The organism is Psychroflexus sp. MBR-150, from assembly GCF_053628795.1.
In genome coordinates this window covers 12,585-38,809 of the sequence record NZ_JBRJHB010000010.1, presented here as the reverse complement: position 1 = coordinate 38,809, position 26,225 = coordinate 12,585, and the positions used below count along the sequence as shown (strand labels likewise).

Sequence of the window (26,225 nt, the reverse complement as noted above, 5' to 3'; positions counted from 1 at the left end):
GAAAAGATAATGTTTTTTAATCCACTACTGCTCATACACTAGACCTTTATTGGTTAGAAAATAAGTTTAACTTTAAAACTAAAAATTAGAATCACGAAATATCATATCCAACATACTCAGCCTTTTTATAATCGCGTTTAAACAGGTTTTGGCTTTTTATCATTTCAGCAGTTTGCCTTGGTAATTTGTCTTCCCAGCCACTTTCATCATCAGCTATCATTTGAAGTACTTCTCTTGAGAAAATTCCTAGATTGTCTTCGTCGTAATCTTTAATATCAACCACGCGACCATTATGTTTAAAGAATTTGTAGAGTTCTTTCATTCTCGGGTGAACTTTAAGATTTTCGCTGTTGGTTATTTCGCCAGTTTCTGGGTTTTTGTATGGATAAAGATAAACTTTAAGGTCTTTAAAGAAGAGTTTACCAAATGCTTCTAAAATACCACCGCTTAAATGTCTGTAGTAGCGTTCGTCAAAAACGTCAATAAGATTGTTAACGCCCATAGCAAGACCCATTCGTTCTTTGGTGTATTTAGAAAAATATTCAACAAGCCTATAGTATTCTTGGAAGTTAGAAATCATAACTGTGTGACCAAGATTACAAAGCAAGTCAGCACGGTCTAAAAAATCTGCTTCATCTATTTCGCCTTCAGCTTTTAGATTAGATAATGTGATTTCAAAAATGACTTGGGTTTGCTTCTCACTGACCTTTCTTTCGCTTTTAAAGAGCTTTAATGAATTTCTGTAAATATCCATATTGACGTTAGTCACAGGTCTAAAACTTCCTCTTAAAGCTAAAATATTTTTCCTGTATAAAATACTTGCAGGCAAAACATTGTTACCATTTGGAGCAAACATTACCGCATCGGTCATATCGTTTTTGACCAATTGCAAACTCATCAAACGGTTATCTACTTTTTTAAAACGCGGTCCAGAAAAGTTTATCGTGTCAATTTCTAGTTGGTCTTTCTCAAGGTGATTGTAAAGGTTTATTAAAATATCTCTTGCACTATCGTGATTGTAATAAGCCGCATAAATCAAATTAACCCCTAAAACACCAAGTGTGATTTGTTGATGTTTAGCATTGTTTTCTTTAAATCTCAGATGCAAAACTATTTTATTGTAAGCTTCGTCAGGTTTGACTTGATATTTAATACCAACCCAACCATGACCTTTGTATTTTTTTGCAAAATCTATCGTGGTAACGGTGTTAGCAAAGGTAAAAAATAATTTATCAGGATGTTTACGCCTTATGATACGTTCCTCGATAAGTCTGGTTTCATGATCAAGCATTTTGTTTAGCCTGTTTTCAGTGACGTAGCGTCTATCGTCTTCAGTTCCGTAAATAGCATCGCTAAAATCTTTGTCGTAAGCACTCATAGTTTTAGCTATGGTTCCACTGGCACCACCAGCTCTAAAAAAATTCCTTACGGTTTCTTGTCCAGCACCAATTTCAGCAAATGTGCCGTAAATGTTTTTGTTAAGGTTGATTCTTAAGGCTTTGTTTTTGATGGAAAGTACTTCGTCAAACTCTTTGTCTCCCTTGATTGAAACTGCCATTTTTGTTGATTTAAGTGTATAAATTTTAGTACTAACAAAGATAATTAAATGCATAAGCTTACAAAAAATAATCCCTACTTTTGTGAAAAAATAAAGGTTTTGAAAGTTACATTTTTAGGTACAGGCACTTCACAAGGTATTCCCGTAATTGGAAGCCGTCATCCTGTATGTTTAAGCGATGACCCTAAAGACAAAAGACTTAGAGTTTCTATTTTGATTCAATGGGATATTTATACCTATGTAGTAGATTGTGGTCCTGATTTTAGACAACAAATGTTAGCTAACCCTATTGATAGATTAGACGGCATTTTGTTTACCCACGAACACAATGATCATGTTATCGGTCTAGATGACGTCAGACCGTTTTACTTTAGGCAAGGTGATATTTCTATTTACGCACATCAAAGGGTTTTAAAAGAACTAAAAAAAAGATTTGAATATGTTTTTACAGTACAAAACAAATATCCTGGTGCACCGACTTTAGATATCAATATCATTGATGATAATCCATTTATTATTGGAAAAAAAGAAGTTATTCCTATCAATGTTTTTCATGGCAAACTCCAAGTTTACGGTTTCAGAATAGACGATTTTGCCTATGTAACTGATGCTAAAACTATTCCAAAAGAGTCTATGAAAAAATTGAAAGGCGTAAAAGTTTTAGTTTTAAATGCTTTAAGAGAAGAACCGCACAATACACATCTCAACTTAAGCGAAGCACTTAAAATTGTAAATCATGTAAAACCAGAACGGGCATATTTTACACATATCAGTCATAAAATGGGATTTCATGAAGAGGTGCAAAAAAAACTTCCAGAAAATGTTTTTTTGGCTTACGATAATTTGAAAATAGAAGTATAACCCGATTTATTCAATAGTAAATTTCAGTAATTTTATTTGTTGAAATCATAAGCAGAAAATTAGTTTATATTGTTGTTTTTCAGTGTTTTAATATACTAATTTTTCTACTTTTTTAATTTTTTTTCCTAATATTTATATCAAACTCACGTTAAAATATAGGTCGGTGTTATACTTTTTTTTACTCATTCAATTTGGTATAATAGGTCAAACAATCTTATTGCGTTTTCTATCGGTTTCCTTAAGATAAATTTTTCTTAGTCTTAAAAAATTTGGCGTCACTTCAACGTATTCGTCTTTTTGAATATATTCTAAAGCTTCTTCTAAAGAGAATTTTTTGGCCGGCACAATTTTAGCTTTATCGTCTGCACCTGAAGAACGGACATTAGAAAGCTTTTTGGTTTTGGTAACGTTGACAGTTAAATCATCTTGTCTAGAACTTTCACCAATCACTTGACCTTCATAAATATCTTCGCCTGGATCGACAAAAAACTTACCTCTGTCTTGCAGTTTGTCGATAGAGTAGGGAATAGCTTTTCCTTTTTCCATAGAGATCAAAGAGCCGTTTTGACGTTGAGGAATGTCACCTTTAAGGGGTTGATATTCTTTAAATCGATGTGCCATAATAGCTTCACCGGCAGTGGCTGTCAACAATTGATTTCTTAGACCAATAATACCGCGAGAAGGAATCATAAATTCGATGACCATTCGTTCACCTTTGGTCACCATACTGAGCATTTCGCCTTTTCGTTGAGTAACCATTTCAACAGCTTTACCTGAAAGATTTTCAGGCAAATCAATGGTTAACTCTTCAATAGGTTCGCAAGCTTTTCCGTCTATGGTTTTGATGATAACTTGAGGTTGACCAATTTGGAGTTCGTAACCTTCTCTTCGCATGGTTTCTATTAAAACCGATAAGTGCATCACACCTCGTCCATAAACGATAAATTTATCAGCATTGTTGGTTTCTTCAACTCTAAGAGCCAAGTTTTTTTCAAGTTCTTTTAACAAACGTTCTTTGATGTGTCTTGAAGTTACAAATTTACCATCTTTACCAAAAAAGGGAGAATCATTGATGGTAAACAACATACTCATTGTAGGTTCATCAATTTTGATTTTAGATAGAGCTTCTGGATTTTCAACATCGGCAATAGTATCGCCTATCTCAAAATTTTCTAAACCAACAATAGCACAAATATCACCGGCTTGAACTTCGTCAACTTTTCGTTTGCCTAAGCCTTCAAATACATATAGCTCTTTAATTTTTGTTTTTTGGATAGAATCATCTCGTTTCACTAAAACGACATTCATTCCAGCTTTGAGCTTGCCACGTTGCAATCTTCCTATGGCAATTCTTCCTGTGTATGATGAGAAATCTAAAGAGGTAATCAACATTTGAAGATTACCTTCTTTAACTTTAGGAGGATCAATATGTTCTACAACCATATCTAATAATGGTTCGATGTTGTCTGTAACATTATCAGGATCTTCGCTCATCCAGTTGTTAAGTGCAGAACCGTAAACGGTTGGAAAATCGAGTTGCCATTCTTCAGCACCGAGTTCAAACATCAAATCAAAAACTTTTTCGTGAACTTCTTCTGGCGTGCAGTTTGGTTTGTCCACTTTATTGATAACCACACAAGGTTTTAACCCCAAATCTATGGCTTTTTGCAACACAAAACGGGTTTGTGGCATCGGACCTTCAAAGGCATCAACTAAAAGTAAAACGCCATCGGCCATATTGAGTACGCGTTCAACTTCGCCACCAAAATCGGCGTGACCAGGAGTATCAATAATATTAATTTTAGTGTCTTTATATACTACAGAAACATTTTTGGATACAATGGTGATACCGCGTTCGCGTTCTTGGTCACTGCTATCTAAGATGAGTTCACCAGTATCTTGGTTGTCTCTAAAAAGTTTGCAATGGTGCATAATTTTGTCAACCAAGGTGGTTTTACCGTGGTCAACGTGGGCAATAATGGCAATATTTCTAAGGTTCATAACTCAGTTTTAAAAAGTTGCAAATGTACTTTATAAAATCTGAATAGAAACCCTTTTATGAGTTATAAAATTAATACTAAAGTTCTTCTTCTTTTAAATTAGGATTTCTATCAATAAAAGCTTTATAATGCTCGTAACGTTCAAAAATTTCTTTGACATATTTATATGGCTCTTTTGCTCTGACGTATCCGTATTTTATAAAATCTTTGTTGTAAAATTCGGGTTTATCCAATTTAAGAAGTGCATTTTCTACGTTTTTATCCCACTGAAGTGAATCTAATTTGAGGTGTGAAGCAAGACGTTGAGCGTCTTTAATATGAAACAAACCTGCATTATAAGATGCTAAAGTGAATTTTATACGCTGTATAGAATCAGGAACAGTGTTGTGGGCTTTCCAAAGTTGAGATAGATATTTTGTGCCACCTCTTAAACTTTGCTCAGGATCGGTTGGATTAGTGATTTTTAGTTCTTCAGCAGTTCTTGGCATAATCTGCATAAGACCAGTGGCTCCTGTCCAAGACTCATTAGAAGGTTTGAATTGCGATTCTTGATAAACTATTGACGCAATCAGACGCCAATCCCAACCCAATTTTTTTGCATATTTTTTTATCAAATCGTCGTAAGGACTTATTTTTTGATCGTTAAGGCTGTAAAACTCACTCTTTACACGTTTTCTAAAGGATCTTCTGTTTTTGAAATATTTATTGTAAATCACGTGATAATCAACTGTTTTTTTAGCACGTTTAAGCCATTGGTTTAAAGTATCTTTAAGTTGATTTGAGTCTTTTCTCAAACCCCAAGCAATGCGTTGAGAAAAACTCATTTTTGTGGAAATATCAAGAATAGGATAGTCAGATGCGTAAATAGAAGCTACATTTTGATCAACAATACTGTATTTTATTTTACCTTCTGCAATATTTTTAAAAATCTCATCAGTAGTCATTTGACCAGGAATGGTATCGATATAAATTTTTCCGCCTACTTCTTCTGACAAGTTCACTATCCTTTGGGCATAGGATGAATTGCGTTTAACTGAAACGGTATCACCTATCAATTCAACTGGATTAGATATAAGTTGTTCTCTTATATTGTGAAGTTTCATTTTTCGCCAGTTGTTTGGTTTTCTCTGAACTAAAACTTGATGTGATAAATATAAAGGAATGCTAAAATCTATTTCTTTTTTGCGTTCTTCTGTGATAGTATAGCCGTAGGCAATTATGTCGCCTTTGTTGGCTTTGAGCATATCAATGAGTTTATTTTCGTCTTTGGCAATTACGATTTCTAGTTCAAGGTTTAAATCTTCAGCAAATTTTTTAAGGATTTCGTATTCAAACCCCATGGGTTGTCCTCGGTATAAAAAATAGGTGGTGCCACTATAAGTTGTTATGGCTTTTATTTTGCCACTTTCTATTATATCTTTAAACTTTCGATTTTTATTAAGTTCAGTGTTTTTAGCCTTAACATCTTTGCTATTACTATCACTACAGGATAACAGCAAAAAAAGGCTTAAAAAGCTTATAAAAATCAATCGTATCATAAGTTAATTTAAATTTATCTTAAGGGATGTCTTTTCAAAATAGATTTGAGTTTGAGTTTGACATCCTCAGCCGCATCAAACAACATTTGCTCATTACTAGGAAATGGTACTGCTTTGTTGTTTAGAAGTGATTTTTGTTTTTTGTCTAAAGCTCTCTCATCTCCATCAAAAGTAGCATAAATATTTTCAAAAACATATTGGCTACCTAATTTGAAATCATCTATTTTTTGAGCCGTATCTAAGTTAATATAATCGACTTGTGCAATAATAGAAACAGATTTGCTTTGAGAAATGGTGTTCAACAAACCACTTACATTGACTTTAACATTTTTGGTTATTTCATTTCCAGATCTATCCGTTTGAACTTCTGATATTTCGATTGTTTTGTTAATGTGTTTTTCCTTTTCAACAATTTGTTCAGGTGAAAAGGTAATATTTTCAAAGATGAGATTAATTTGAAATTGGTAAGGATTTCCATCTTTTTGGTTGGAGTGATATACTGTCCATTGATTGTCTATTCCATAAGTATTGAAGTCTAATATTTCAGCTTCAAGTTTTTTTGGGATGCTGACTTCTGTATTGTTTACGGCATTGACAAAGACGAAATCTTTACCTAAATAGCTCGCTTTTTCGGCTAAATTATTTGAATTTTTATATTGAGGTATTAATTGGTCGAGTTTTTCAAATATTTCATATGCATTTCTGTATGAAAGCGTTTTTTCTTTATCCATAAACGATTGTCCTGATTGATAAAGATATTCTGCATAGTTTTGTTTAGCGATGATCAAGTCAGAAGAAATATCTTCAAACTTGAACTTTAGTTTTTTACCTTGATGATAAAGCGGTAAAAGAGGTTTAATATTATTTTGCGTTTCGTAAAGCTCTAAATAATTTTCATATATCTCTTTTTCGGCATTAGTAGTTGGGTCTTTTTTTAAGAAATCATTTTTTTTAATAATTTCTTTTTGGTAGTTTTTAAAGGCTTGTTGTAAAATTAATTTTTGATCTTCTGTCTTTTTGTTGTCTTTACCTTTTTGAATTTGATCTACAGCAAGATTTATAGCTGTTTGATAGTTACCTGACAATAAAGCCTTTTCAACTTTTTTAGTCGAGTTACAACCCATCAGGCTTAAAAAAACTAAAAGCAAATAAAGGTTTTTCATGTTTGGTTTTATTCAAACATACGTTTTTTAGTTAAATTTTAAAAACAATATGCCTTCTAATCAAAATTTTAGTTTAGGATTTTTGTCAAATGAGATAAATCTGCTTATTTCTTGATGATCTTTTTGGTCAATATTTGTTGATTTTTATTTATAATTTTAAGAAAATAGATACCTGTTGAAAATTTTGAAGCGTTACTATTTCTGTTTTGGGTTTGCATTAAAAGTAGGCCTTTTATATCGTATATTTCAAATTGTAAATTGATCAACTACAGATTCAATTTTAATTCGATTATCAACAGGATTAGGTAAAATTAGCCTATCATTTTCCTTGGGATGAATGTGTTAAAATTTATTTCAATGACTTACAGAGAAGAAATTGAAATCATAGAAAATGGATAAATCCATTCACCATCGAATATTTGCAAACCATAGCCCACGCACAATCCTAAGCGTTTCAACGGTTTTAAATAGTTGGATTGGAGACGTTCTATTTATAACAACGTGAGTTCGATATAAATTTCAATAAAATATATTCATATAAAATACAGATATTTAATCATTTGTCATGTCGAAAGAGCGAAGCATGAGCGACGAGACATCTCAGTAGGATGAGATTTCTCCTCATTCTTTGTTACCAATGACAAAATTTGCCAACAAAAAGATATAATCATCTGATTTAAAGCTTTCAATATACCGAACTCAGGTTATAACAAATCCTAAATCTATAACTTTAAATTCTGATTTTCTGAGAAAACCCTATTTAAATCGAACTCAGGTTAGTAATAAAAATTTTGAGTTATACACTTAAACGGTTTTAACAAAAGGATTATAAAATAAACAAACTCTGATATCAGCTTGAAATTTGTCAATAAAATAAAGCATTTGTGATATTATTATCAATTCTTTTTTCAATGGTTTTTCAGCCAATCTAACACCGCTTCAAAATTTTCTTGGTTGACACCGTGACCGATGGGAAATTCTTTAAATTCACAATCAATTCCGTAGGATTTTAAAATTTCAGGGGTTTTTCTTGCCCAATCTACTGGTATGACTTGGTCTGCTGTGCCATGAGAACTAAATACATGTAGTTTTTTTAAAGCGTTTTTATCGGCTATTTCAACCATATTTTTGTCGATGTAACCGCTCAAACCAATCACGTTTTTGACCAAATGTGGATAGGTTAGAGCCGTGGCAAAACTTAAAATTGTACCTTGACTAAAGCCGAACAAAGTCACTTCTTTTGGATTGATATTGTAAGCATCTATCGCTTCGGTGATAAAATTTTTAATTTTTTCTCTGGATTTTATTCCTTGTTGGGTATCGCTAAATTTATTGGCATCAGCATCAAAATTAATGGCATACCATGCATAACCCATAGGTTGTAAACCATAAGGAGCTTGCACTGAAATCACAGTATAGTTCTCAGGCAGATATTCGGCAAAGGCAAACAAATCTTTTTCATCACTGCCATAGCCGTGTAGCATCAAAATAAGTGGCGATGGTTGGGTTAGATTTGAAGGTCTAATGAGATGAGTTAAGCTTAAATTTTTTGTTGTCATTTATAACACTTTAAATAGTTTTTGAAAAAAATTACCGAGTATAGGAATAGGTTGAGTTTTGTTGGTAACCGCATTGATAAACCCGTAAAACCATAAAACCGTATAAAATAGATACAATGAAAAACTGATCATCCAATTGTCAAACCCACTGGCTAAAGGTGAAAAGGAGATAAAGATAAAATGTAATCCAAAAGATTGACGGATATGAAATCTTGCGAATTCATGTCTATCTTCCATATTCATAAATAGGGCAATGATAGTGCCTAAAAAAAAGAATAAATAGCTTGTTATAGCTGCCGTTTTTCCTTTTGGACTTTTAGAATTTTGTGACATCTGTAACATAAAATTGATTTTTATTAATGATACCGAGAGCTTTTCCTTTAAGCGTTTCACTTAGAAATATCGCATTTTTTGATTTCGAAATGATATCATCTTCTGAAAACGTCCATTTTATATCGGGGTCAAAAAGGCTTAGCTCAGCGTTTTGCCCGACTTCTATTGAAGAAAACGCTTGGTTAAAACGTGTTTTTCCACGGGTAAGATATTTTATGCTTGGCTCTAAGCCCAATTTTTTATTTAAAATGCCAAAGGCAGATTCTAAGCCTATACTGCCAAAAGCGGCGTGCTCAAATTCTGTTTTTTTAAGTTCGATATTAAGTGGTTGATGGTCTGAAGTTACCATATCTATAACACCAGATTTGAGTCCTTTTATTAAAGCCTTTTGGTCTGAAGTTTCTCTTAATGGTGGCCAAACTTTATATCTGGTATCAAAATCCTGCAGTTTTTTATCTGTGTAAATCAAATTGGAAATAGCAACGCTACAACTCACATCCAAACCTTCTTTTTTGGCTTGTTTTATAAGTTCAACTGAATCTGCTGTAGAAATACAAGAGAAATGAATTTTCGAATCGGTATATCTCAATAGGTCTAAATCTCTTTTTATTTGAATCACTTCAGCCATTCGTGGTTGTGCTTTTAAACCGAGACTTGTGCTGATTTCGCCTTCGTGCATTTGTGCCTTTTCACTCAAGCTGTTTTCAATCGGGAAAACTTGAACCAAACCTTCAAAAGCTTTGGTGTATTGCAAAGCCAATTTGAGTAGGTTGGCATTTTGAATCCCTTTTTTATAATCGCCAAACACTACTGCATTGTGTTGATGCATATCAAACAATTCTGCAAGTTGCTGATTTTTTGATTGTTCGGTTAATGCTCCTGAAATTAGAGCGTTGACAATATGACTTTGGGTTTTGGTTTTTAAATACTGAACCAAAGCGGCATTGTCAATAACGGGATCGGTATTGGGATTTAAAATCACACTCGTAAATCCACTTTTCATCGCGGTATCTAAGCCATTTTGTAAAGTTTCTCGATCTTCAAAACCAGGTTCGCCAAAAGAGACTGAAGAATCAAACCAACCTTGAGAAACGTGGAGGTTTTTATATGTAATTTGCTTATCTGCTTTCTCATCAACCTTGTCTTCTATGGCTTTAATCTTGCCATTTTCAATAAAAATATCTTTTTGTTTAAGATGATAAGGACTTTTTGGGTCAATAATTTTTGCTGATTTGATAAGCAATCTCATAAAGTCTTATTTAATAAATCTCAACAAAAGTAATTCAATAATCATAAATATCAATGCAAAAGCGATAAACCATTGCCATAAACTTTTTTGATTTTGACTTTCAGACCAATTTTGAGCATAAGTCGTAAAGCTGTCATAGGTTTTAACATTGTTAAAATTAGAAACATCTAAATAATTAAATTGATTTTCTTTACGATTTAAATTAAATGCCAACTGATATAACGTGTCATTTTGGGTATTGGTAATGGCATAATGTCCTGGCGTGTTTGGGTTTTCATCAAATTGGAGCGTAATGTGTTGTCCTTTTGCATTTTGTTTAGGAATGAATTTGTATTCATCTTGAGACAGACTTAAAACTTCATCAGGATTGAGTTGAGTTTTGATGTTAAATTGATAAGATTGTCCTATTTCTGCATAAAGCTGAGTTTTGGTTTGAGCTTGTAATGCCAGATTATAAAAGCTTAACACGACCAACGGCGATTGTTTAAAATTTGAATTGTCTTCAATAGCTGCATTAAATCTAAAAATATTATTCTGCGATTCTAAAAAAGCTAAACCATTACTAAAGGCTAAGGCTTTTTGTGGATTTGAACTTCTGTAATAGGATTCAAAACTAGGATAGTCAAAATTTTGAATACGTTGTGTAAACACATCTTCAAAAATAGGATGTTCAAAAGCAATAGTAGTCAGTTTAATTTCATTAGAATTGACAGCAGAATATGGTCTTAAATTTAAAGCATTAAACAAATCATTGTAACTGTTCAAGTCAATGTCTTTTGAAGGAATAATGCTTAATACTTTATTTTCAGCTATATGATTTTCTATGCTGATTTTTAACGCGTTTGGAATGCTTTGAAGTTCATTTAAAATAACTACATCAGCTTGACTGATATCGGCATATTCTAAATTGCCAATAAGGCTTTGTTGGTAGTCAAATCTTTCATTGTTATAAACCTTGTCTAAATAAGATGAAGCTTGTTGTGAAATGATTAGAACTTTAATTTTTTCAGGCTCAGCTATTGAAAAAAATAGTTTGTTGTCAAAATTCAGGCTGGCATCGTCAATTTGAATTTGTCCGTTTATTATTTCGTTTTGTTCTATATCAAAGCTGTAGTTTTTTTCGGTTTCATCTTCAAAATTCAAACTAAATTTGCCGAGTAAAGTTTTATCATCATACAATGAAACTGGCAAACTTTGTGTGGTTTGATCAGATGCTGAGACTTTGAACATCAGGGTTTTTTGTTCTGCCGAAGTTTTAAGATAAGCGGTATCTATGCTAAAGTTGATTTGTTCCTTAGGTTGATATTGTATAAAATGATAATTATAAGTCGTGTCAAGACTTGAGCTGTCAAACTCTTCAAAGTATTGAAAATCAGATAAAATCACAAGTTCGTTAAGTTGATTGTCCTGAGCTTGATACAAACTTTGAGCTTTGGTAAAGATGGCTTTTAAATCTAAACTCACCGAACTGTAATCCAAATCGTATAGCCAAGATTTGAATTCGCTAGGTTTTACATTTTTCAGACTTTGATCATGTGTTGCGATATGATAATTTTCATTTTCTGGTAATGCTTCAAGCAACTCTTTTTTGGCTTTTTCAAACAGCGAAGTATTTTGTCCTTTTAAAGCCATACTATATGAGTTATCTATAAAAACACCAATTTGTTTCTTTTGGTCAACAATCTTTGAATCAGAAAAATAAGGTTGAGCAAAAGCCAAAACCAAACATGTGATGATAAGCAATCTAGCAATGAGACTTAACCATTTTTTGAGCTTAGAACTTTTTCTTGAAGAAATGATGAGTTTTTTAAGTAAAGCGACATTGGTAAAAGGTTCAGTTTTAAATTTTCTCAACTGAAATAAATGCACAATAATAGGAATGGCAAGTGCCAATAATCCATATAAAAGTTCAGGGCGATAAAATTGCATACCAAGGTTTAGAAGCGTTAAGGGCAAATATAGCTAATGGTGATTGTAATCAAACTCAACTTACTCACATTTCTCAATACTAAATGAAATTTTAGTATAAATGCCTTTTTCAGACTCTACGTCAATCTTTCCACCCAGGTTGTTGATGAGTTTACGCACCGTAGATAAACCAATGCCGTTCCCTTTTTGACCGCGTCTATCTTTTTCAGCAACTGTAGAAAACAATTTAAAAATATCTTTTTGTTTTTCTTTAGGAATACCAATACCGTTGTCTTTTACGCTAAAATAGTAATAAGAGTCATCTTCAGAAAAATCTATATCGACGATAATTTTTTCTTTATCGTTATATTTTAAACTATTACCGATAAGGTTGAGCAAAATTTGTTCAACAGCGGTTTTATTGCATTTGATTTGGGTGTTTTGGGCTGGTAGATTGATTTCGCAATTGTCATTGACGTCTAACAATTCTATGATGTTTTCGAGAAGTTCGTGAAGATCAATGTTTTCTTTAGCTTGTTTTTCGGTTATTTCATCGCTTTCGTAGTGGGTAAGAATATTGCTGATATAGTCACTCATTTTAAAGGCTGACTGTTTCAGGTTGTTGAGATAATCAAAACCAGCTTCATCTAAGACTTTTTTGTATTTGCTTTTTAAAATATCAATGGTCACGATGATATTGGCCAGTGGCATTTTCATATCATGCGAAACCACACCAGCAAAATTTCTAAGTTGAGTGTTTTTTTCTTTTAAATTGCGTTGCACTTCACGCAGGTTTTCATTTTTAGAGCGCAATTCAAAAAGCTTTACCACTTGATTAGCCAAATTTTTTAAAGCTATTTTTTGTTGGTCTGATAAAGTTTTTGGTTTAAAATCAATCACGCAAATTGTGCCAAGTGCATAACCGTTTTCGTTAATTAAAGGAGCTCCAGCATAAAATCTAACGCCTTCTTCAATGACAAAAGGGTTGTTCTTAAACAATTCATGGGTTGAGGTATCTTCAATCTCATATATTTCATCAGGTTGATTGATGACATGTGTGCAAAACGAAATCTTGCGTTCAGTTTCACAAAAGTCAATACCAATTTTAGATTTTATCCATTGTCGGTCTTTATCAATTAGACTGATCATTGCTACAGGTGTGTCGCAAATGTAAGCAGCCAATTCGGTCAAATCATCATATTCTTTTTCAGGTTGGCTATCGAGAATGTTAAGAGACTTTAGAGCTCTTAAACGTTTTTGTTCTATTTCAGAAGGAGTTGATGTTTGCATATTCATTAAAAGGGCAATTTAACAAAAATTAAAAGTAATTCCTATGCACTTGATAAATTTATATAAAAAACCCCGTCAATTGACGAGGTTTGGTTTAATAAATAACAATAAATTATTTAAGCTTCTGCGATAACATCAAAGGTAAAATCAGCAACCACTTCTCTGTGAAATCTGATTTTGGCTTCATATTGCCCCAATCTTTTGATGTTGCCACCAAGAATAGAAATAAACTTTTTGTCAACCTCTACATCTTTATCGGCCAAGGCTTCACTTAAATCAGCATTGGTAATGCTACCAAAAAGTTTATCGCCTGCACCAGCTTTAGCTGTAATTTTAAGTTCTAAACCATCAAGTTTTGAAGCTGCATCTTTAGCTTCTTTGATGATTTTTTCTTCTTTATGAGCACGTTGTTTAAGATTTTCAGCCAAAACTTTTTTGGCAGAAGAAGTGGCTAAAACCGCAAACCCTTGAGGGATTAAAAAATTTCGACCATAGCCGTTTTTAACTGTTACCACATCGTCAGCAAAACCTAAATTTTCAACGTCTTTTTTCAGTATAAGTTCCATGTTTTTTTCGTTTTATTTAAGTAAATCACCTACATAAGGCATTAAGGCTAAGTGTCTTGCGCGTTTTACAGCTTGAGCAACTTTTCTTTGGTATTTCAAAGAAGTTCCTGTTAAACGTCTGGGTAAAATTTTACCTTGCTCGTTCACAAACTCCATCAAGAAATCCGCATTTTTATAATCAACATATTTGATGCCAGCTCTTTTAAAACGGCAAAAACGTTTTTTACTTTTCGTTTCAATATCAAGAGGCGTCAGATATCTGATTTCGCCTTCGTTTTTCTCTTTTGATTGTTCTTCAATTTTTGACATCGCTTAAGCTTTTTGTTTGGTTCGTTTTACGCGTTCTCTTGCCCATTCTACGGCATACTTGTCTAACTTGACAGTTAAAAAACGCATAACGCGTTCATCTTGTCTCATCATCAACTCAAAAGTATCGATGATTTCAGGCTTCACTTTAAATTCTAACAAGTGGTAAAAGCCACTTTTTTTGTTTTCGATTGGGTAAGCCAATTTTTTTAGCCCCCAATCTTCTTTGTGCACCATTTCTGCACCTTCTGAAGATAAGTAATCTTCAAACTTTTTGACTGTTTCCTTTATCTGATCTTCAGATAAAACGGGATTTAAAATGAAAACAGTTTCGTACTGGTTCATAAATATAGTTTTTAATTAAACGGGTGCAAAAATAAACTTTTTATCTTTAACTGCAAGATTTTCTGCTAAATAAAAATAAGAGTAATTTATGGCTTTTGAAGTATATGAATTCACTTTTTAAACCTCAAAACACAATTATATATCCCAAGATTGCCACGGCTGTTTCCTGCATTTCAGCAGAAAACAGCTTAGCAATGACTTTTTAAATATTGTGTTGTTAGATTATAAGGTTTGAACTAAACATGAAATTTTATTCATTTGCAAAACCTATTTCTGCGTCATCACAATATTATTGCAAACCACTTCAGTGATGTAGCGTTTGTCACCGTCTTTAGTTTCATAAGAACGCGTAGTCAGTTTACCACCAATCAGCACTTCTTGACCTTTAGAGACGTGATTTTCAATAACATCAGCAGTTTTGCCCCAAGCCACAATATTGTGCCAGTCGGTATTTTCTACTTTTTCACCCTTAGCTGAGGTGAAATAATCGTTGGTAGCTAAACTGAATTTCGCTAATTTTTTACCAGAATCTAAGTTGATGATTTCTGGGTCTTGACCTAATCTTCCCATTAATTGCACATGGTTACGTAAATTATTCATAATATAAAATTTTTGATTCCGCCTTTGGCGGAACAAGTTAAACATAAAACCGATTTAGGGTTTCTAAACCAGTGCCGTAACAAAACGACAGGACAAAGATGAGATAGGAGGGAAGAGATATTCGGTAAATAAACATCTACTTTCGTTTACTTTTGTTTGTAACTATTTGTAAATGGATAAAAACCTAATAAACAAATATTTATAAAAAATTAATGAATTGTTAAAAAAGTTTTATATTTGTTGGTATATACTGAAGTTATGGGCAAATTAAAAAAGAACGGAGAACGTAAAAATGAAAAATAAAACAATAGCAAGAATTTCTATATTGCTGAATATTGTCTTCATCTGTGGGACAATTTTGATAGCATACAAATATTATCCAAAACTTAAATCAAAGTTTTTTCCAGAAATATTGTCTGTAATACAAGAAGAAAAACTTAAAGACACAGACAAAATTCCGACAATTATTTACGATGCTTCAAAATTTGAAATTATTAGTCAATTACCAAATACAGAAACTTACACGAGACTTCCTTTAATTTCTAAAAGTAAAGTAAGACAACCAGTTTGGGGACTTTCTCAACATTCAGCAGGCATTTCTATTCGTTTTTCTTCAAATTCCTCTACAATAAACATCCGTTGGAAATTGAAAAATAATAGCAATTCGTCAAATATGACACCTATTGCATCAAAAGGACTTGATTTGTATGCATATACTGACAATAAATGGCAATTTGTTGGTGTTGCAAAACCAACAGGTGCATACCAAAACGAAGCAATTATAATTGAAGGAATGGATACAATTAATAGAGAATACTTATTAAATCTACCCTTATATGATGGAATTCAATCACTTGAATTAGGTATAAATAAAGGTGCATATATTAATAAACCATCTCAAAAAATTATTGACACTTCTCACCCAATTGTTTTTTATGGAACGAGTATAACACAAGGTGCATCGGCTTCACGTCCAGGACTAACATACCCAGCACTATTGGAAAGATATTTTAACAAAGAAGTAATCAATTTAGGTTTTAGTGGTAACGGTAGATTTGAAAAAGAAATTGCCGAATACATAATGACTGCAAAACCTTCTGTGATTATTTTGGATTGCACACCAAACTCTCCAGCAGACACGATTAGAAAAAACCTGCCAAAAACTATTGATTATATAAACTCTGTTAATGACACAGTTCCAATTATACTTGTAGAAAGTATAATCAGAGATTTTGCTTTCTTTAAAAAAGATGACAAAACAGTCTTTGGGACGATGTCATTTATAAATGAGCAAAATAACGCATTGAATGATGTTTATGAAAGCAAAATAAAGACAAGGAAAAATATTTTTTACATAAATAGTGAAAGTCTTATCGGTAAGGACCACGAAGCGACAATAGACGGAACACATTTTAACGACTTAGGACATTATAGAGCATACGAACATTTACGAAAAGAAATTGAAAAAATAATCAGCCCATAACATCGTATATAAAACATTTGGCAGTCAGTGTGTTATCGAGTATTTCAACCCGTATCAAAAGTACTTGTAACTTGACAGAAAAGTGCTTCGAAATGCCAAACGTTTCATATACGTAACCGTTATGCCATATTAATAAAAAATGACTGAAAAAGAACTAATAAAATACATTGATTTAGTTATTAAAAATATAGATGATTTTAATGCTTTTGGTATTAAAGACCCAGTTTTTGACAAATTAAAACCTAAAACAGAAGATGAAAGAAAGTATTTTTTCAAACTAATCGATAAAATTGAATTATTTGCTAAAAACAATGACTTGTTTATTCGAGTATCAAAAGGCGACTGTTTTAAATTAACTGATAAAGGGAAAAAACTAAAACTTTCAAGTAAAACATTTAAAAACTTTGAGAAAAAACAAAATAGGAATGAATGGTATAATAAACCCTGGGTTGGATTTTTAATTGCTTTCATTCTTTTAATTTTTAATATTTATCAGCATTTTGACAATCGATTTTTAAAAGATGATTATAATTCTCTTTTAAAGAAATATGATTCCTTAAAAGTTGGCTTCAATAATTACAAAGATTCGACATCTCAATTGAACCATCAAAATTTAAAACAAATACAAATAAAAAATTTAGATTCAATATCCAAAACTTCTGATAACGATTAATATAATTAAAAACGTGGCACAACACGAGGCTATAAGTAATGCGGGATTATTAGCTGAATTTGAAGACTTGAGCATGTTTTTTCACTCGCAATTTGTATATTTAAATAATGAAATTTATAAATATAAAATCACTCGCTTGGGTATGTGCTGAATTGAAAGGCTTTGGCTTTTATGCCCCGCACTACAGATAGCCCAAACGTTGGCAACAATCCCTCATAGACTCATAGAAACTTTAGCCCATCGGCTAACGTAAAATGAGTAAATTTAGGATTGAAAGTTGAAACTTCGAATAAAATATAAATGATTGATTTATAGTGGTATAATTTTAGGTTAGTTTGAAGCTAAAAAGCTAACCTCACGGTTAAATACATTTGGTTTTTTGCCTACGTTAAAACCCAAGGTCGAAAAACCAAAAGAGTTGTTTTTACCAATGCTCGAAAAAATGTATCTTGTGAAAGAAAAAACAACCGAAAATAAATGCCAATATTTCAGAAATCAGTCATACAAAAGCACCTTAAAAATCTTGACCAAGAAAAGTTGGAAAAGGCTTTCCAAACATTCCGACTGAATTACAATCCAACAAAAATAGAGCAAATAAAAACGCTCAAAGAAGAGGAATATCAAGACGGATTTTTACGTGAAATATTTGTTGACGTTCTCGGTTATACACTTCGACCAGATGAAAATTTTGATTTACAACGTGAATTTAAAAACCAAACGGACGGAAAAAAAGCAGACGGTGCAATTTTAAAAGATGAAAATGCAATTGCAGTAATTGAGTTGAAGTCAACAAAAACAAAGGACTTGACAAAAATAACGCAACAAGCGTTTAACTATAAAAACAATCAGCCAGAGTGTAAATACATCATAACCTCTAATTTTCAAAAACTTCGGTTTTACATAGACTACTCTACCGAGTTTGAGGAGTTTGACTTGTTTTTTCTCGACAGGGAACGATTTGAATTGCTGTACCTAATTCTTCATAAGGAAAGTATTTTTTCAAATCTTCCCATACAACTTAAAAAAGAAACGCAATTTCACGAAAAGGAAATTTCTGAGGAACTTTACAACGATTATTCCAACTTTAAAACAAAACTGTTCAACAACCTTATTGCAAATCATCCGGACAATGATAAGTTGTTGCTTTTCAAAAAATCGCAAAAACTTTTAGATCGTTTTCTGTTTATCCTGTTTGCTGAAGATAGCGGATTGTTGCCACCAAATTCAATTTCACGAATCATCAAGCGTTTTGACATCTTAAAAGAAGAAGATGCCTACAAACCAATTTACGAAATTTTCAAGCAGTATTTCGGATATATGAACATTGGTCGAAAAGGCAAAAAAGAACCTGACAATATTCCTGCATACAATGGCGGATTGTTTTATGAAGATTTATTGCTCAACAACCTAAACATTGATGATGACATTTTAATTGACGATTTAAAGAAACTATCAACCTACGATTTCAATACAGAAGTTGACGTAAATATTCTCGGTCATATTTTTGAGCATTCACTCAATGAAATTGAGGAAGTAACCGCAGAAATTGAGGGCACAGTTTCCGACCAAAAAAGAACAAAGCGAAAGAAAGACGGTGTTTTTTACACACCAAAATATATCACAACTTATATTGTTGCCAATACAATAGGTAAACTTTGCATTGACAAAAGAAAAGAACTCGACATTGAAGAAATTGAATATGACGATTCGTTTCTAAAAAAAGACAAGACGCTAACGGTAAAAGGTAAAAAGCTTTTCACAACCTTGACCGAGTACAAAAATTGGTTGACAAATTTAAAAATAATTGACCCAGCTTGCGGAAGTGGAGCATTTTTAAATCAAGCATTAAATTACTTGATTGAAGAGCATAAAAAAATAGACGACATCATTGCAGACTTGACAAACTCACCATTGAGATTGTTTGATACAGACAAGAACATTTTAGAAAACAATCTTTTTGGTGTAGATATCAACGAAGAAAGTGTTGAAATTGCCCAATTATCACTTTGGCTTCGCACCGCAAAAAAAGACCGCAAACTTTCCAAATTAAACAATAACATAAAATGTGGCAACTCACTTTTAACAAGTGAATTTGATTGGCACAAAGAGTTTCCCCAAGTTTTTAAGGAAAAAGATAAAAAACTATATCACATTACAACGGCAGTTCATGACAGCCGTACATCCAAAAGGATGATGGATTATAAAGTACGAGAAAAAAGAGAGATGGGAACAAACCCATACCCAAACATCATCTATTTCACAAAAGAAGAAGATTTAATTATTACAGAAACCATTGCTGAAATTGTTGAAAAAGACAAAATTAAAGTTCTGGCGTATAATATTTGTGCTGACCACATGCATCTGTTAATTGCTTGTGATATCAATGAAGTTGCATCCATAATGCAAAAAATAAAATCAATCACCGCAAAGAGAGTAAATGACTCAAGATACGCAAGGGATATTGCAAGGGGTCATGACCCCTTGCAGGATAAACCTCTGCATAAAGAAAAAGAATACAAACCTGTGTGGCAACAAAAGTATAGTGCTCCTAAAGAAATAATGAACGAAGAGCAATTACAAAACACCATTGCTTATATACAAAACAACAGAACTAAACACCAATTACCACAACACGATAAAATTATAAAAAGTATCATCGAAAAAATGTGTTGTACTATTGATGAAGCTCTTGAGCCTGAATTTACTGGCGGATTTGATGTGGTTATCGGTAATCCGCCGTATATTAAAGAATACACAAACCGACAAGCTTTTGACGGTTTACACGACCATCCTTGTTATCAAGGCAAAATGGATTTGTGGTATTTCTTTGGTGCTTTGGCATTAAACATCATTAAAAAAGATTATGGATTGATTGGTTATATCGCACCCAATAATTGGATAACCAATTCAGGTGCTTCAAAATTTAGAAACATAGTGCTGAACAAAGGAAAACTCACAGAATTCATAGATTTTGGCGATTTTAAAGTGTTTGATTCGGCAGGCATTCAAACCATGATTTATATAATGAAAAGTTCTGAAAATAATGAAAACTATAACTTCAACTTTTCAAAAGTAAATGACAGCAAAATAAAACACGAAGATGCACAATTGTTTTTAGAGCGTGTTAAAGATGAAAAATACGAATATTTTAGAGCCAATATCGATAGAAAAGAAAACTTAGATAAACCTATCAATTTTGTAAATGCTGAACTAACTTTAATTTTAGAAAAAATAAGAGCAAAACAAAATTTCGCCTTTGACAAAAAAGAAATTGCCACAGGTATTGATGTGCACCAAGATTTCACGAACAAAAAGCATATTTCTATTTTAGGCGAAGGTTTTTCAATTGGTGAAGGAATTTTCAATATAACTCAAACAGAGTATGAAAATCTTAATTTGTCCGCAGAAGAAAAAAAATTAGTTAAGCCATTTTACACAACTACAGAATTGCATAGATTTTATGGAACAAATAAAAATAGACTTTGGGTAATTTATACAGATTCCAGTTTTAAAAATCCAGAAGCAATTGAGCCATATCCAAATTTAAAAGAACATTTAGATAAATTTCAAGAAGTAATAACATCTGATAACAAACCTTATGGTTTACATAGAGCAAGAGAAGAAAAGTTTTTTAATGGAGAAAAAATAATCTCATTAAGAAAGTGTGTAAGACCTACTTTTACGTTTACAGATTTTGATTGTTATGTTTCTCAAACCTATTTTTCAATACAAACTGAACGCCTAAACCAAAAGTATTTAACAGGTTTATTAAACAGTAATCTAATTGCATTTTGGTTGAAATATCAAGGAAAAATGCAAGGCGATTTATATCAAGTGGACAAAGAGCCGTTAATGAATTTGCCAATTATTAATCCAACAAAAGAAATTCAGGAAAAAGTAGCTGATTTAGTTTCAAGCATAATTTCTAACAAACAAAAAAGTTCGGATTACCAAGAATTGTTGGAAACAGCAAAAGCGGAAAACAATTTTGACCGAGAAATACAACTGACAAAAGAATTGGAGCAACTAAAAACGGAGTTAGGAAAAGCCGAAAACAAAATCAACTCGATTATCTACGAACTTTACGACATTGAACCGACTGAAATTGCAACGATAGAAAAGAATATATAAAAATGAAAAGCCAGTGCTAAAAGCCGAGTAGAACGGAATTTAGTAACAATAATATCTATTTAGAGCCTTTATTTTAGAAACAGAAATAGTTTTCGCTAACTTTGCCCTATATTTCGAAAAACCCAACACAAGTGTTTTACAGAAGAAAAATAATATTATCCCTATTACAATTATTTGATAATGAGTTAAATAAAATTAGCTTACAAACCTTGCCTTTATTAATGCATTAGTATCTTAAAAAAGCTCATTTCTTATCAAATAAATTATTTTGATTTGAAAGTGCTCAAAATACCATAATTTTATTAGTCCAATTCACATTAAATTAGCATAATGTTTTCTTAAAAATTATCAATATTTCTTTAATAATAGCTAATTTTATAGAAATTTATTGAAATTCTAAAGTATAGTAAGACTGAATAGTTAAAACAATAATTTTCTAAACAAATTAATTATGAGCAAGTTATTTATCACAGGATCAACAGGTCACTTAGGAAAAGCAACGATAAACTTTCTGTTAGAAAAGGGTGTTGCAGCCAATCAAATTTCAGCATTGGCGAGAGATGAAGGCAAGGCAGCCGAACTAAAATCTAAAGGAATAAATATAAAAATAGGTAACTATGATGATATTGATTCCCTGCGCTCCGCAATGCAAGGTATAGAAACTATGCTTTTAATTTCATCCAGCGAAATGAACAAAAGCAGAGCAGAACAGCACATCAATGCCATCAAAGCTGCAAAAGAAAATGGCGTGAAGCATATCGTCTATACCAGTTTTATGAGAACCGAAGAAGATCCCAAATCTCCGCTTTGGTTTATAGCCGAAGATCATATAGAAACCGAAAAGTACCTTAAAGAATCGGGTATTACTTATACTCTTTTTGATAATGGTTTTTATTTGGATATGCTGATGGATTACGTAGGAGAACAGGTATTGGAAACCAAAACCATTTTTGTTCCAGCTGGTAAAGGAAAAGTAAATTTTGTACTGCGTAACGAAGTTGCTGAAGCACTTGCTAACGTGCTTACGACAAGCGGTCACGACAATAAAACTTACTTAATAGGAAACGAACAACCCATATCATTTGGAGAAATTGCCAATTACATTTCAGAACTTACTGGAGTTGCCATCAACTATGTTACTCCCGAACCTGAAGTTTATAAGCAAACTTTGATGCAGCATGATGTACCAGAAGATTTTGCACGAATGTTTACAGCCTTTGCGGTTGCTTTTGCTGCTGATACTATGAATATTTCTACTACTGATTTAACTCAATTACTCGGACGTAAACCCACTACAGTTAAAAAATATCTTTCGTCAAAATTTAAAAAATAAAAGATATTCAGATGCTAAACTGCTTAAAAAAATTGCCTTATTTGAGTAATTATAACGTATGAAAAAGAACATTGAATTTGGCATTTCCACCTTTGCCGATGTTATGCCCGACCCACATACGGGCGTAACTATTTCACAAGCAGAACGCATTCGGCAAGTGGTTGATGACATTGTTTTAGCCGACGAGTTAGGAGTTGATTTTTATGGCGTAGGCGAGCATCATAGACCAGAATTTGCAGTTTCATCGCCAGCCATTGTGTTGGCTGCGGCTGCGGGAAAAACCAAACACATTACATTGGGTAGTGCTGTTACCGTTTTATCGACCAGCGACCCTATTCGTGTGTATCAAGACTTTGCAACAATTGACGCTATCAGTAATGGCCGAGCAGAGTTGTTGGTTGGGCGTGGAGCATTTACCGAATCATTTCCATTGTTTGGTTTCGACCTTAATCAATACGATTTATTGTTTGATGAACGACTTGAATTGTTGCTCAAAGCAAGAGACAACGAGTTTGTTACTTGGCATGGAAAAACAAGAAGTCCGATTGACAACTTAGGGGTTTATCCACGCACCGAAAAACCATTGAATATCTCTATGGCCTTAGGTGGTTCGCAGAGTACCGTTATTAAAGCAGCAAAACATGGACTTCCCGTGGTTTTGGCCATGTTGGGTGGCAACATTGTTGACTTCAGTAAATACCCAAAATTGTATCGTGCGGTAGCACAAGAAAGTGGGCACGATTCGGATAACTTAAAATTTAGTGTTCAAGCACACGGTTTTGTACTTGACGATAATCAAGAAACTGCCGACACATTTTTTCCATACATACAGTATTACAGAAATCACTTATTAGGAGAACGCGGTTTTCCACCTTACATTAGAGACGAATATGATTATGCACGTTCACCAGGACAAGGATTATTTGTAGGTGGTCCTGAAGAAGTTGCGAACAAAATTATTTTGCTCATCAAACATTTGAACATCGACAGATTTATCATTCAAATGCCTTTGGCAACCATGCCCCACGATATTGTCAAAAAAGCAATAAGCGTTTATGCCACAAAAGTAATTCCGCTTGTTAAAGCAAAAATTGAAACCGAAGTCTAATTTTGATACATCAGGTATGACCACATTAAATCAACTTAAATCATTCACAGATACTTTACCTACACAAAGTAAGAAAATGCCCGTGCTGTTTACCTCTCACGGCAACCCGATGGATATTCCTGTTTCAAGAAGTGACAGGGAATTTTGGCAAAAACTTTATGATTTAGGCATTAACCTTCAAAAAAAATATGAAGTAAGAGCAGCATTGGTTGTATCAGCGCATTGGTGTACCAAAGGGACTTACGTTAATGTTTCGCATAGTCCAAAACAGATTTACGATTATTATGGTTTTCCTGAAGAATACTACAAAGTGTATTACCGTGCTAAAGGTTCGCCTGATGTGGCCCATGAAGTAAAGAAGATTGTTCCTTCGGTTACCGAAACAACCGATTGGGGATTAGATCACGGTGCGTGGCCTATGCTGATGCATTTATTTCCAGAAGCCAATATTCCCGCTTTTCAGATGAGTATTGATTATTATGCTAAACCCGACTACCATTATGAGTTGGGCAAACAACTAAAATCATTGCGTAACAAAGGCGTGTTGATTATAGGAAGTGGTGCCCTTATACACAACTTACCTTTAGCAAGCCAAAAATTGTACAAAAATGATAAGACGCCTTATGGTTGGGAGACAGAATATGATGCTTGGATTAAAAAACAGATTGATTCCCGAAACATTGTCAATATCATTAACTACGAAAACAGTCATAAGTTGAGTAAGTTAGCTGCTCCCACGCCTGATCATTATGTACCTGTACTTTACAGTTTGGGACTTATGGATCAAGATGATGAAATCAAGTATTTTTTCGGAGGCGAGCCAACTATACCAGCTTTTAGCGAACGCAGTTTTATTATTGAACGATAAATTTAGATAAATATTTGTAAGCATAGACTTTTTTGGGCGATGCAAAAAAGAAAAGAAAAAATGTTGTAATTATCTAAATATGTGTATATTATAAAAAAACGTCATTGATAAAGAAGAATGAGGAGAAATCTCATCCTACTGAGATGTCTCGTCGCTCATGCATCGCTCTGTCAACATGACAAATGATTAAATATCTGTATTTTATAGAAATATATTTTATTGGAATTTATATCGAACTCACGTTAAAATATAAAATTTTACGAGTTCCATCATTTTTAGGCTAGGCAAGAATAGGTCAATTTGAGACTTTTCTTAACCATAAAGATTGAGAAAAGTGTATTGAGAATGGGCTTTTGGCAACCAAATAGCATTGTTTCGTTACAAAATTACTATCAGAATTTCACTTAAACTGATGCGTTTTGGGTTTATCAAATTCAAGTTAAAAGTACGGTATAATACATTTTTTGGAGTCTATAAAAAATCATCTACTTTACTTAACCCAACCTTAATTTTGATTTAATAACTATCTCTTATGAACTAAATATTTTTGAAGCAATCTATGGTTTTATTAATAGTTGATTAACACCTATGAAATGCTAACAGGATAAAAAAATGAAATTAGCAAATAAATATGAATCCGATGCCGATTTGCTGAAAAGACTCAAAAATAATGAGGAAAAGGCTTTAGAAATTTTAATGGAGAAATATTATGTTCTGTTATGTAGGTTTTGTTACGGTTTTATAAATGCTAAAACAGATTGTGAGGAAATTGTTGCAGATATATTTTTTGGGTTATGGGTAAATCGTAAAAAAGAATACATTCATACAAGTCTAAAGTCGTATTTATTTATGGCTGTTAAAAATAATGCACTAAAACAAATTCGCAAAACAAAAGTAGCAAATCAACAGCTTGAAGAAGTAGCCAACACAAGTATAGAAAAATCGGCAAATGCTTTTGAAAATTTGATATTTCAGGAAACTGAAATTGAAATGGAAAAATTGATACAAACACTTCCTATAAAAAGAAGAAAGATTTTTCAGCTTAATCGTAAAGAACATCTTTCAAATAAACAAATCGCCGAAATTTTAAACATTTCAGAAAAAACAGTAATGAATCAACTGCGTTTGGCCGATAAACAATTGAAAGAAATTCTTAAATTAAAATCCGTAATATAAAATTATAAAAAATCAAGAAGTCCAGTAAAAAAAAATATTGTTAGACTTTTTTGATTAAACTTTTTTCACTTGCTAAGACGAAAAATATCATTGCTGATGATACAAATATAGCAAGCTAATCAAACTTATACCTTTATCTAAACGATATTATTCACTCAAAATGGTATAAGATTGTTT

General features: G+C 32.6%; 22 protein-coding genes. 8 read left to right on the top strand and 14 right to left on the bottom strand.

Translation table 11 applies throughout. The features are described from left to right. Positions 1-91: 91 nt before the first annotated feature. Complete coding sequence (locus ACSSV5_RS07245; protein ID WP_454245360.1) at positions 92-1,558, bottom strand: TonB-dependent receptor; 1,467 nt, start codon at positions 1,556-1,558, stop codon at positions 92-94. Positions 1,559-1,657: 99 nt separating this feature from the next. Here ACSSV5_RS07245 and ACSSV5_RS07240 point away from each other — a divergent pair, with 99 nt between their 5' ends. Beyond that, positions 1,658-2,419: an MBL fold metallo-hydrolase gene (locus ACSSV5_RS07240; RefSeq protein WP_454245359.1), complete on the top strand. Its 762-nt coding sequence runs from the start codon at positions 1,658-1,660 to the stop codon at positions 2,417-2,419. A 204-nt stretch (positions 2,420-2,623) separates the two neighbouring features. Here the strand turns inward: ACSSV5_RS07240 and typA are convergent, their stop codons facing one another. From typA to ACSSV5_RS07175, 13 genes are all read right to left on the bottom strand, one after another. Beyond that, positions 2,624-4,420 carry a translational GTPase TypA gene (gene typA, locus ACSSV5_RS07235; protein WP_454245358.1) on the bottom strand — a complete coding sequence of 599 codons (1,797 nt, stop codon included), beginning with the start codon at positions 4,418-4,420 and terminating at the stop codon, positions 2,624-2,626. A gap of 76 nt (positions 4,421-4,496) precedes the next feature. After that, positions 4,497-5,957: a transporter substrate-binding domain-containing protein gene (locus tag ACSSV5_RS07230; RefSeq protein ID WP_454245357.1), complete on the bottom strand. Its 1,461-nt coding sequence runs from the start codon at positions 5,955-5,957 to the stop codon at positions 4,497-4,499. A gap of 14 nt (positions 5,958-5,971) precedes the next feature. Then, positions 5,972-7,120: a hypothetical protein gene (locus tag ACSSV5_RS07225; RefSeq protein ID WP_454245356.1), complete on the bottom strand. Its 1,149-nt coding sequence runs from the start codon at positions 7,118-7,120 to the stop codon at positions 5,972-5,974. A 104-nt stretch (positions 7,121-7,224) separates the two neighbouring features. After that, positions 7,225-7,386 (bottom strand): T9SS type A sorting domain-containing protein, encoded by a 162-nt coding sequence (locus ACSSV5_RS07220; RefSeq protein WP_454245355.1) that lies wholly within the window; start codon positions 7,384-7,386, stop codon positions 7,225-7,227. Between the two features lie 642 nt (positions 7,387-8,028). Further along, positions 8,029-8,679 carry an alpha/beta hydrolase gene (locus ACSSV5_RS07215; protein ID WP_211066496.1) on the bottom strand — a complete coding sequence of 217 codons (651 nt, stop codon included), beginning with the start codon at positions 8,677-8,679 and terminating at the stop codon, positions 8,029-8,031. Continuing rightward, the gene (locus ACSSV5_RS07210) at positions 8,680-9,021 is read right to left on the bottom strand and encodes a DUF4870 domain-containing protein (protein ID WP_454245354.1); all 342 of its coding nucleotides are present in this window, start codon (positions 9,019-9,021) and stop codon (positions 8,680-8,682) included. After that, the gene (locus ACSSV5_RS07205) at positions 8,996-10,261 is read right to left on the bottom strand and encodes a dihydroorotase (protein WP_454245353.1); all 1,266 of its coding nucleotides are present in this window, start codon (positions 10,259-10,261) and stop codon (positions 8,996-8,998) included. Before ACSSV5_RS07205 ends, ACSSV5_RS07210 begins: the two co-directional genes overlap by 26 nt. A gap of 6 nt (positions 10,262-10,267) precedes the next feature. Continuing rightward, positions 10,268-12,190, bottom strand: a complete 1,923-nt coding sequence (locus tag ACSSV5_RS07200; RefSeq protein ID WP_454245352.1) for a BatA domain-containing protein — start codon at positions 12,188-12,190, stop codon at positions 10,268-10,270. Between the two features lie 60 nt (positions 12,191-12,250). Continuing rightward, positions 12,251-13,459, bottom strand: coding sequence for a sensor histidine kinase (locus ACSSV5_RS07195; protein WP_454245351.1), 1,209 nt, complete (start codon positions 13,457-13,459; stop codon positions 12,251-12,253). 116 nt (positions 13,460-13,575) lie between these two features. Further along, positions 13,576-14,025: a 50S ribosomal protein L9 gene (rplI, locus tag ACSSV5_RS07190; protein ID WP_211066493.1), complete on the bottom strand. Its 450-nt coding sequence runs from the start codon at positions 14,023-14,025 to the stop codon at positions 13,576-13,578. A 12-nt stretch (positions 14,026-14,037) separates the two neighbouring features. Continuing rightward, entirely contained in the window at positions 14,038-14,334 is a 297-nt protein-coding gene (rpsR, locus tag ACSSV5_RS07185; protein ID WP_125085365.1) for a 30S ribosomal protein S18, read from the bottom strand. 3 nt (positions 14,335-14,337) lie between these two features. Then, positions 14,338-14,676, bottom strand: a complete 339-nt coding sequence (gene rpsF, locus ACSSV5_RS07180) for a 30S ribosomal protein S6 (RefSeq protein ID WP_211066492.1) — start codon at positions 14,674-14,676, stop codon at positions 14,338-14,340. Between the two features lie 267 nt (positions 14,677-14,943). Beyond that, positions 14,944-15,276 (bottom strand): single-stranded DNA-binding protein, encoded by a 333-nt coding sequence (locus ACSSV5_RS07175; protein WP_454245350.1) that lies wholly within the window; start codon positions 15,274-15,276, stop codon positions 14,944-14,946. 292 nt (positions 15,277-15,568) lie between these two features. Here ACSSV5_RS07175 and ACSSV5_RS07170 point away from each other — a divergent pair, with 292 nt between their 5' ends. From ACSSV5_RS07170 to ACSSV5_RS07140, 7 genes are all read left to right on the top strand, one after another. Further along, a complete protein-coding gene (locus tag ACSSV5_RS07170; protein WP_454245349.1) occupies positions 15,569-16,759 on the top strand; it encodes an SGNH/GDSL hydrolase family protein in 1,191 nt (396 codons plus the stop codon). A gap of 139 nt (positions 16,760-16,898) precedes the next feature. Then, a complete protein-coding gene (locus tag ACSSV5_RS07165) occupies positions 16,899-17,432 on the top strand; it encodes a hypothetical protein (RefSeq protein WP_454245348.1) in 534 nt (177 codons plus the stop codon). Between the two features lie 477 nt (positions 17,433-17,909). Next, positions 17,910-21,563, top strand: coding sequence for an Eco57I restriction-modification methylase domain-containing protein (locus ACSSV5_RS07160; RefSeq protein WP_454245347.1), 3,654 nt, complete (start codon positions 17,910-17,912; stop codon positions 21,561-21,563). 451 nt (positions 21,564-22,014) lie between these two features. Further along, a complete protein-coding gene (locus tag ACSSV5_RS07155) occupies positions 22,015-22,896 on the top strand; it encodes an SDR family oxidoreductase (protein WP_454245346.1) in 882 nt (293 codons plus the stop codon). 58 nt (positions 22,897-22,954) lie between these two features. Next, on the top strand, positions 22,955-24,004 hold the full coding sequence (locus tag ACSSV5_RS07150; protein ID WP_454245345.1) for an LLM class flavin-dependent oxidoreductase: 1,050 nt from the start codon (positions 22,955-22,957) through the stop codon (positions 24,002-24,004). Continuing rightward, the gene (locus ACSSV5_RS07145; protein WP_454245344.1) at positions 23,988-24,872 is read left to right on the top strand and encodes a dioxygenase family protein; all 885 of its coding nucleotides are present in this window, start codon (positions 23,988-23,990) and stop codon (positions 24,870-24,872) included. Before ACSSV5_RS07150 ends, ACSSV5_RS07145 begins: the two co-directional genes overlap by 17 nt. 612 nt (positions 24,873-25,484) lie before the next feature. Next, a complete protein-coding gene (locus tag ACSSV5_RS07140) occupies positions 25,485-26,048 on the top strand; it encodes an RNA polymerase sigma factor (RefSeq protein WP_454245343.1) in 564 nt (187 codons plus the stop codon). The last annotated feature ends 177 nt before the right edge of the window (positions 26,049-26,225 follow it).

Coding starts and splice junctions, on each gene's coding strand:
- ACSSV5_RS07245 (WP_454245360.1), bottom strand. CDS start 1,558: ATGGCAGTTTCAATCAAGGGAGACAAAGAGTTTGACGAAGTACTTTCC.
- typA (WP_454245358.1), bottom strand. CDS start 4,420: ATGAACCTTAGAAATATTGCCATTATTGCCCACGTTGACCACGGTAAA.
- ACSSV5_RS07230 (WP_454245357.1), bottom strand. CDS start 5,957: ATGATACGATTGATTTTTATAAGCTTTTTAAGCCTTTTTTTGCTGTTA.
- ACSSV5_RS07225 (WP_454245356.1), bottom strand. CDS start 7,120: ATGAAAAACCTTTATTTGCTTTTAGTTTTTTTAAGCCTGATGGGTTGT.
- ACSSV5_RS07215 (WP_211066496.1), bottom strand. CDS start 8,679: ATGACAACAAAAAATTTAAGCTTAACTCATCTCATTAGACCTTCAAAT.
- ACSSV5_RS07210 (WP_454245354.1), bottom strand. CDS start 9,021: ATGTTACAGATGTCACAAAATTCTAAAAGTCCAAAAGGAAAAACGGCA.
- ACSSV5_RS07205 (WP_454245353.1), bottom strand. CDS start 10,261: ATGAGATTGCTTATCAAATCAGCAAAAATTATTGACCCAAAAAGTCCT.
- ACSSV5_RS07200 (WP_454245352.1), bottom strand. CDS start 12,190: ATGCAATTTTATCGCCCTGAACTTTTATATGGATTATTGGCACTTGCC.
- ACSSV5_RS07195 (WP_454245351.1), bottom strand. CDS start 13,459: ATGCAAACATCAACTCCTTCTGAAATAGAACAAAAACGTTTAAGAGCT.
- rplI (WP_211066493.1), bottom strand. CDS start 14,025: ATGGAACTTATACTGAAAAAAGACGTTGAAAATTTAGGTTTTGCTGAC.
- rpsR (WP_125085365.1), bottom strand. CDS start 14,334: ATGTCAAAAATTGAAGAACAATCAAAAGAGAAAAACGAAGGCGAAATC.
- rpsF (WP_211066492.1), bottom strand. CDS start 14,676: ATGAACCAGTACGAAACTGTTTTCATTTTAAATCCCGTTTTATCTGAA.
- ACSSV5_RS07175 (WP_454245350.1), bottom strand. CDS start 15,276: ATGAATAATTTACGTAACCATGTGCAATTAATGGGAAGATTAGGTCAA.
- ACSSV5_RS07170 (WP_454245349.1), top strand. CDS start 15,569: ATGAAAAATAAAACAATAGCAAGAATTTCTATATTGCTGAATATTGTC.
- ACSSV5_RS07165 (WP_454245348.1), top strand. CDS start 16,899: ATGACTGAAAAAGAACTAATAAAATACATTGATTTAGTTATTAAAAAT.
- ACSSV5_RS07160 (WP_454245347.1), top strand. CDS start 17,910: ATGCCAATATTTCAGAAATCAGTCATACAAAAGCACCTTAAAAATCTT.
- ACSSV5_RS07155 (WP_454245346.1), top strand. CDS start 22,015: ATGAGCAAGTTATTTATCACAGGATCAACAGGTCACTTAGGAAAAGCA.
- ACSSV5_RS07150 (WP_454245345.1), top strand. CDS start 22,955: ATGAAAAAGAACATTGAATTTGGCATTTCCACCTTTGCCGATGTTATG.
- ACSSV5_RS07140 (WP_454245343.1), top strand. CDS start 25,485: ATGAAATTAGCAAATAAATATGAATCCGATGCCGATTTGCTGAAAAGA.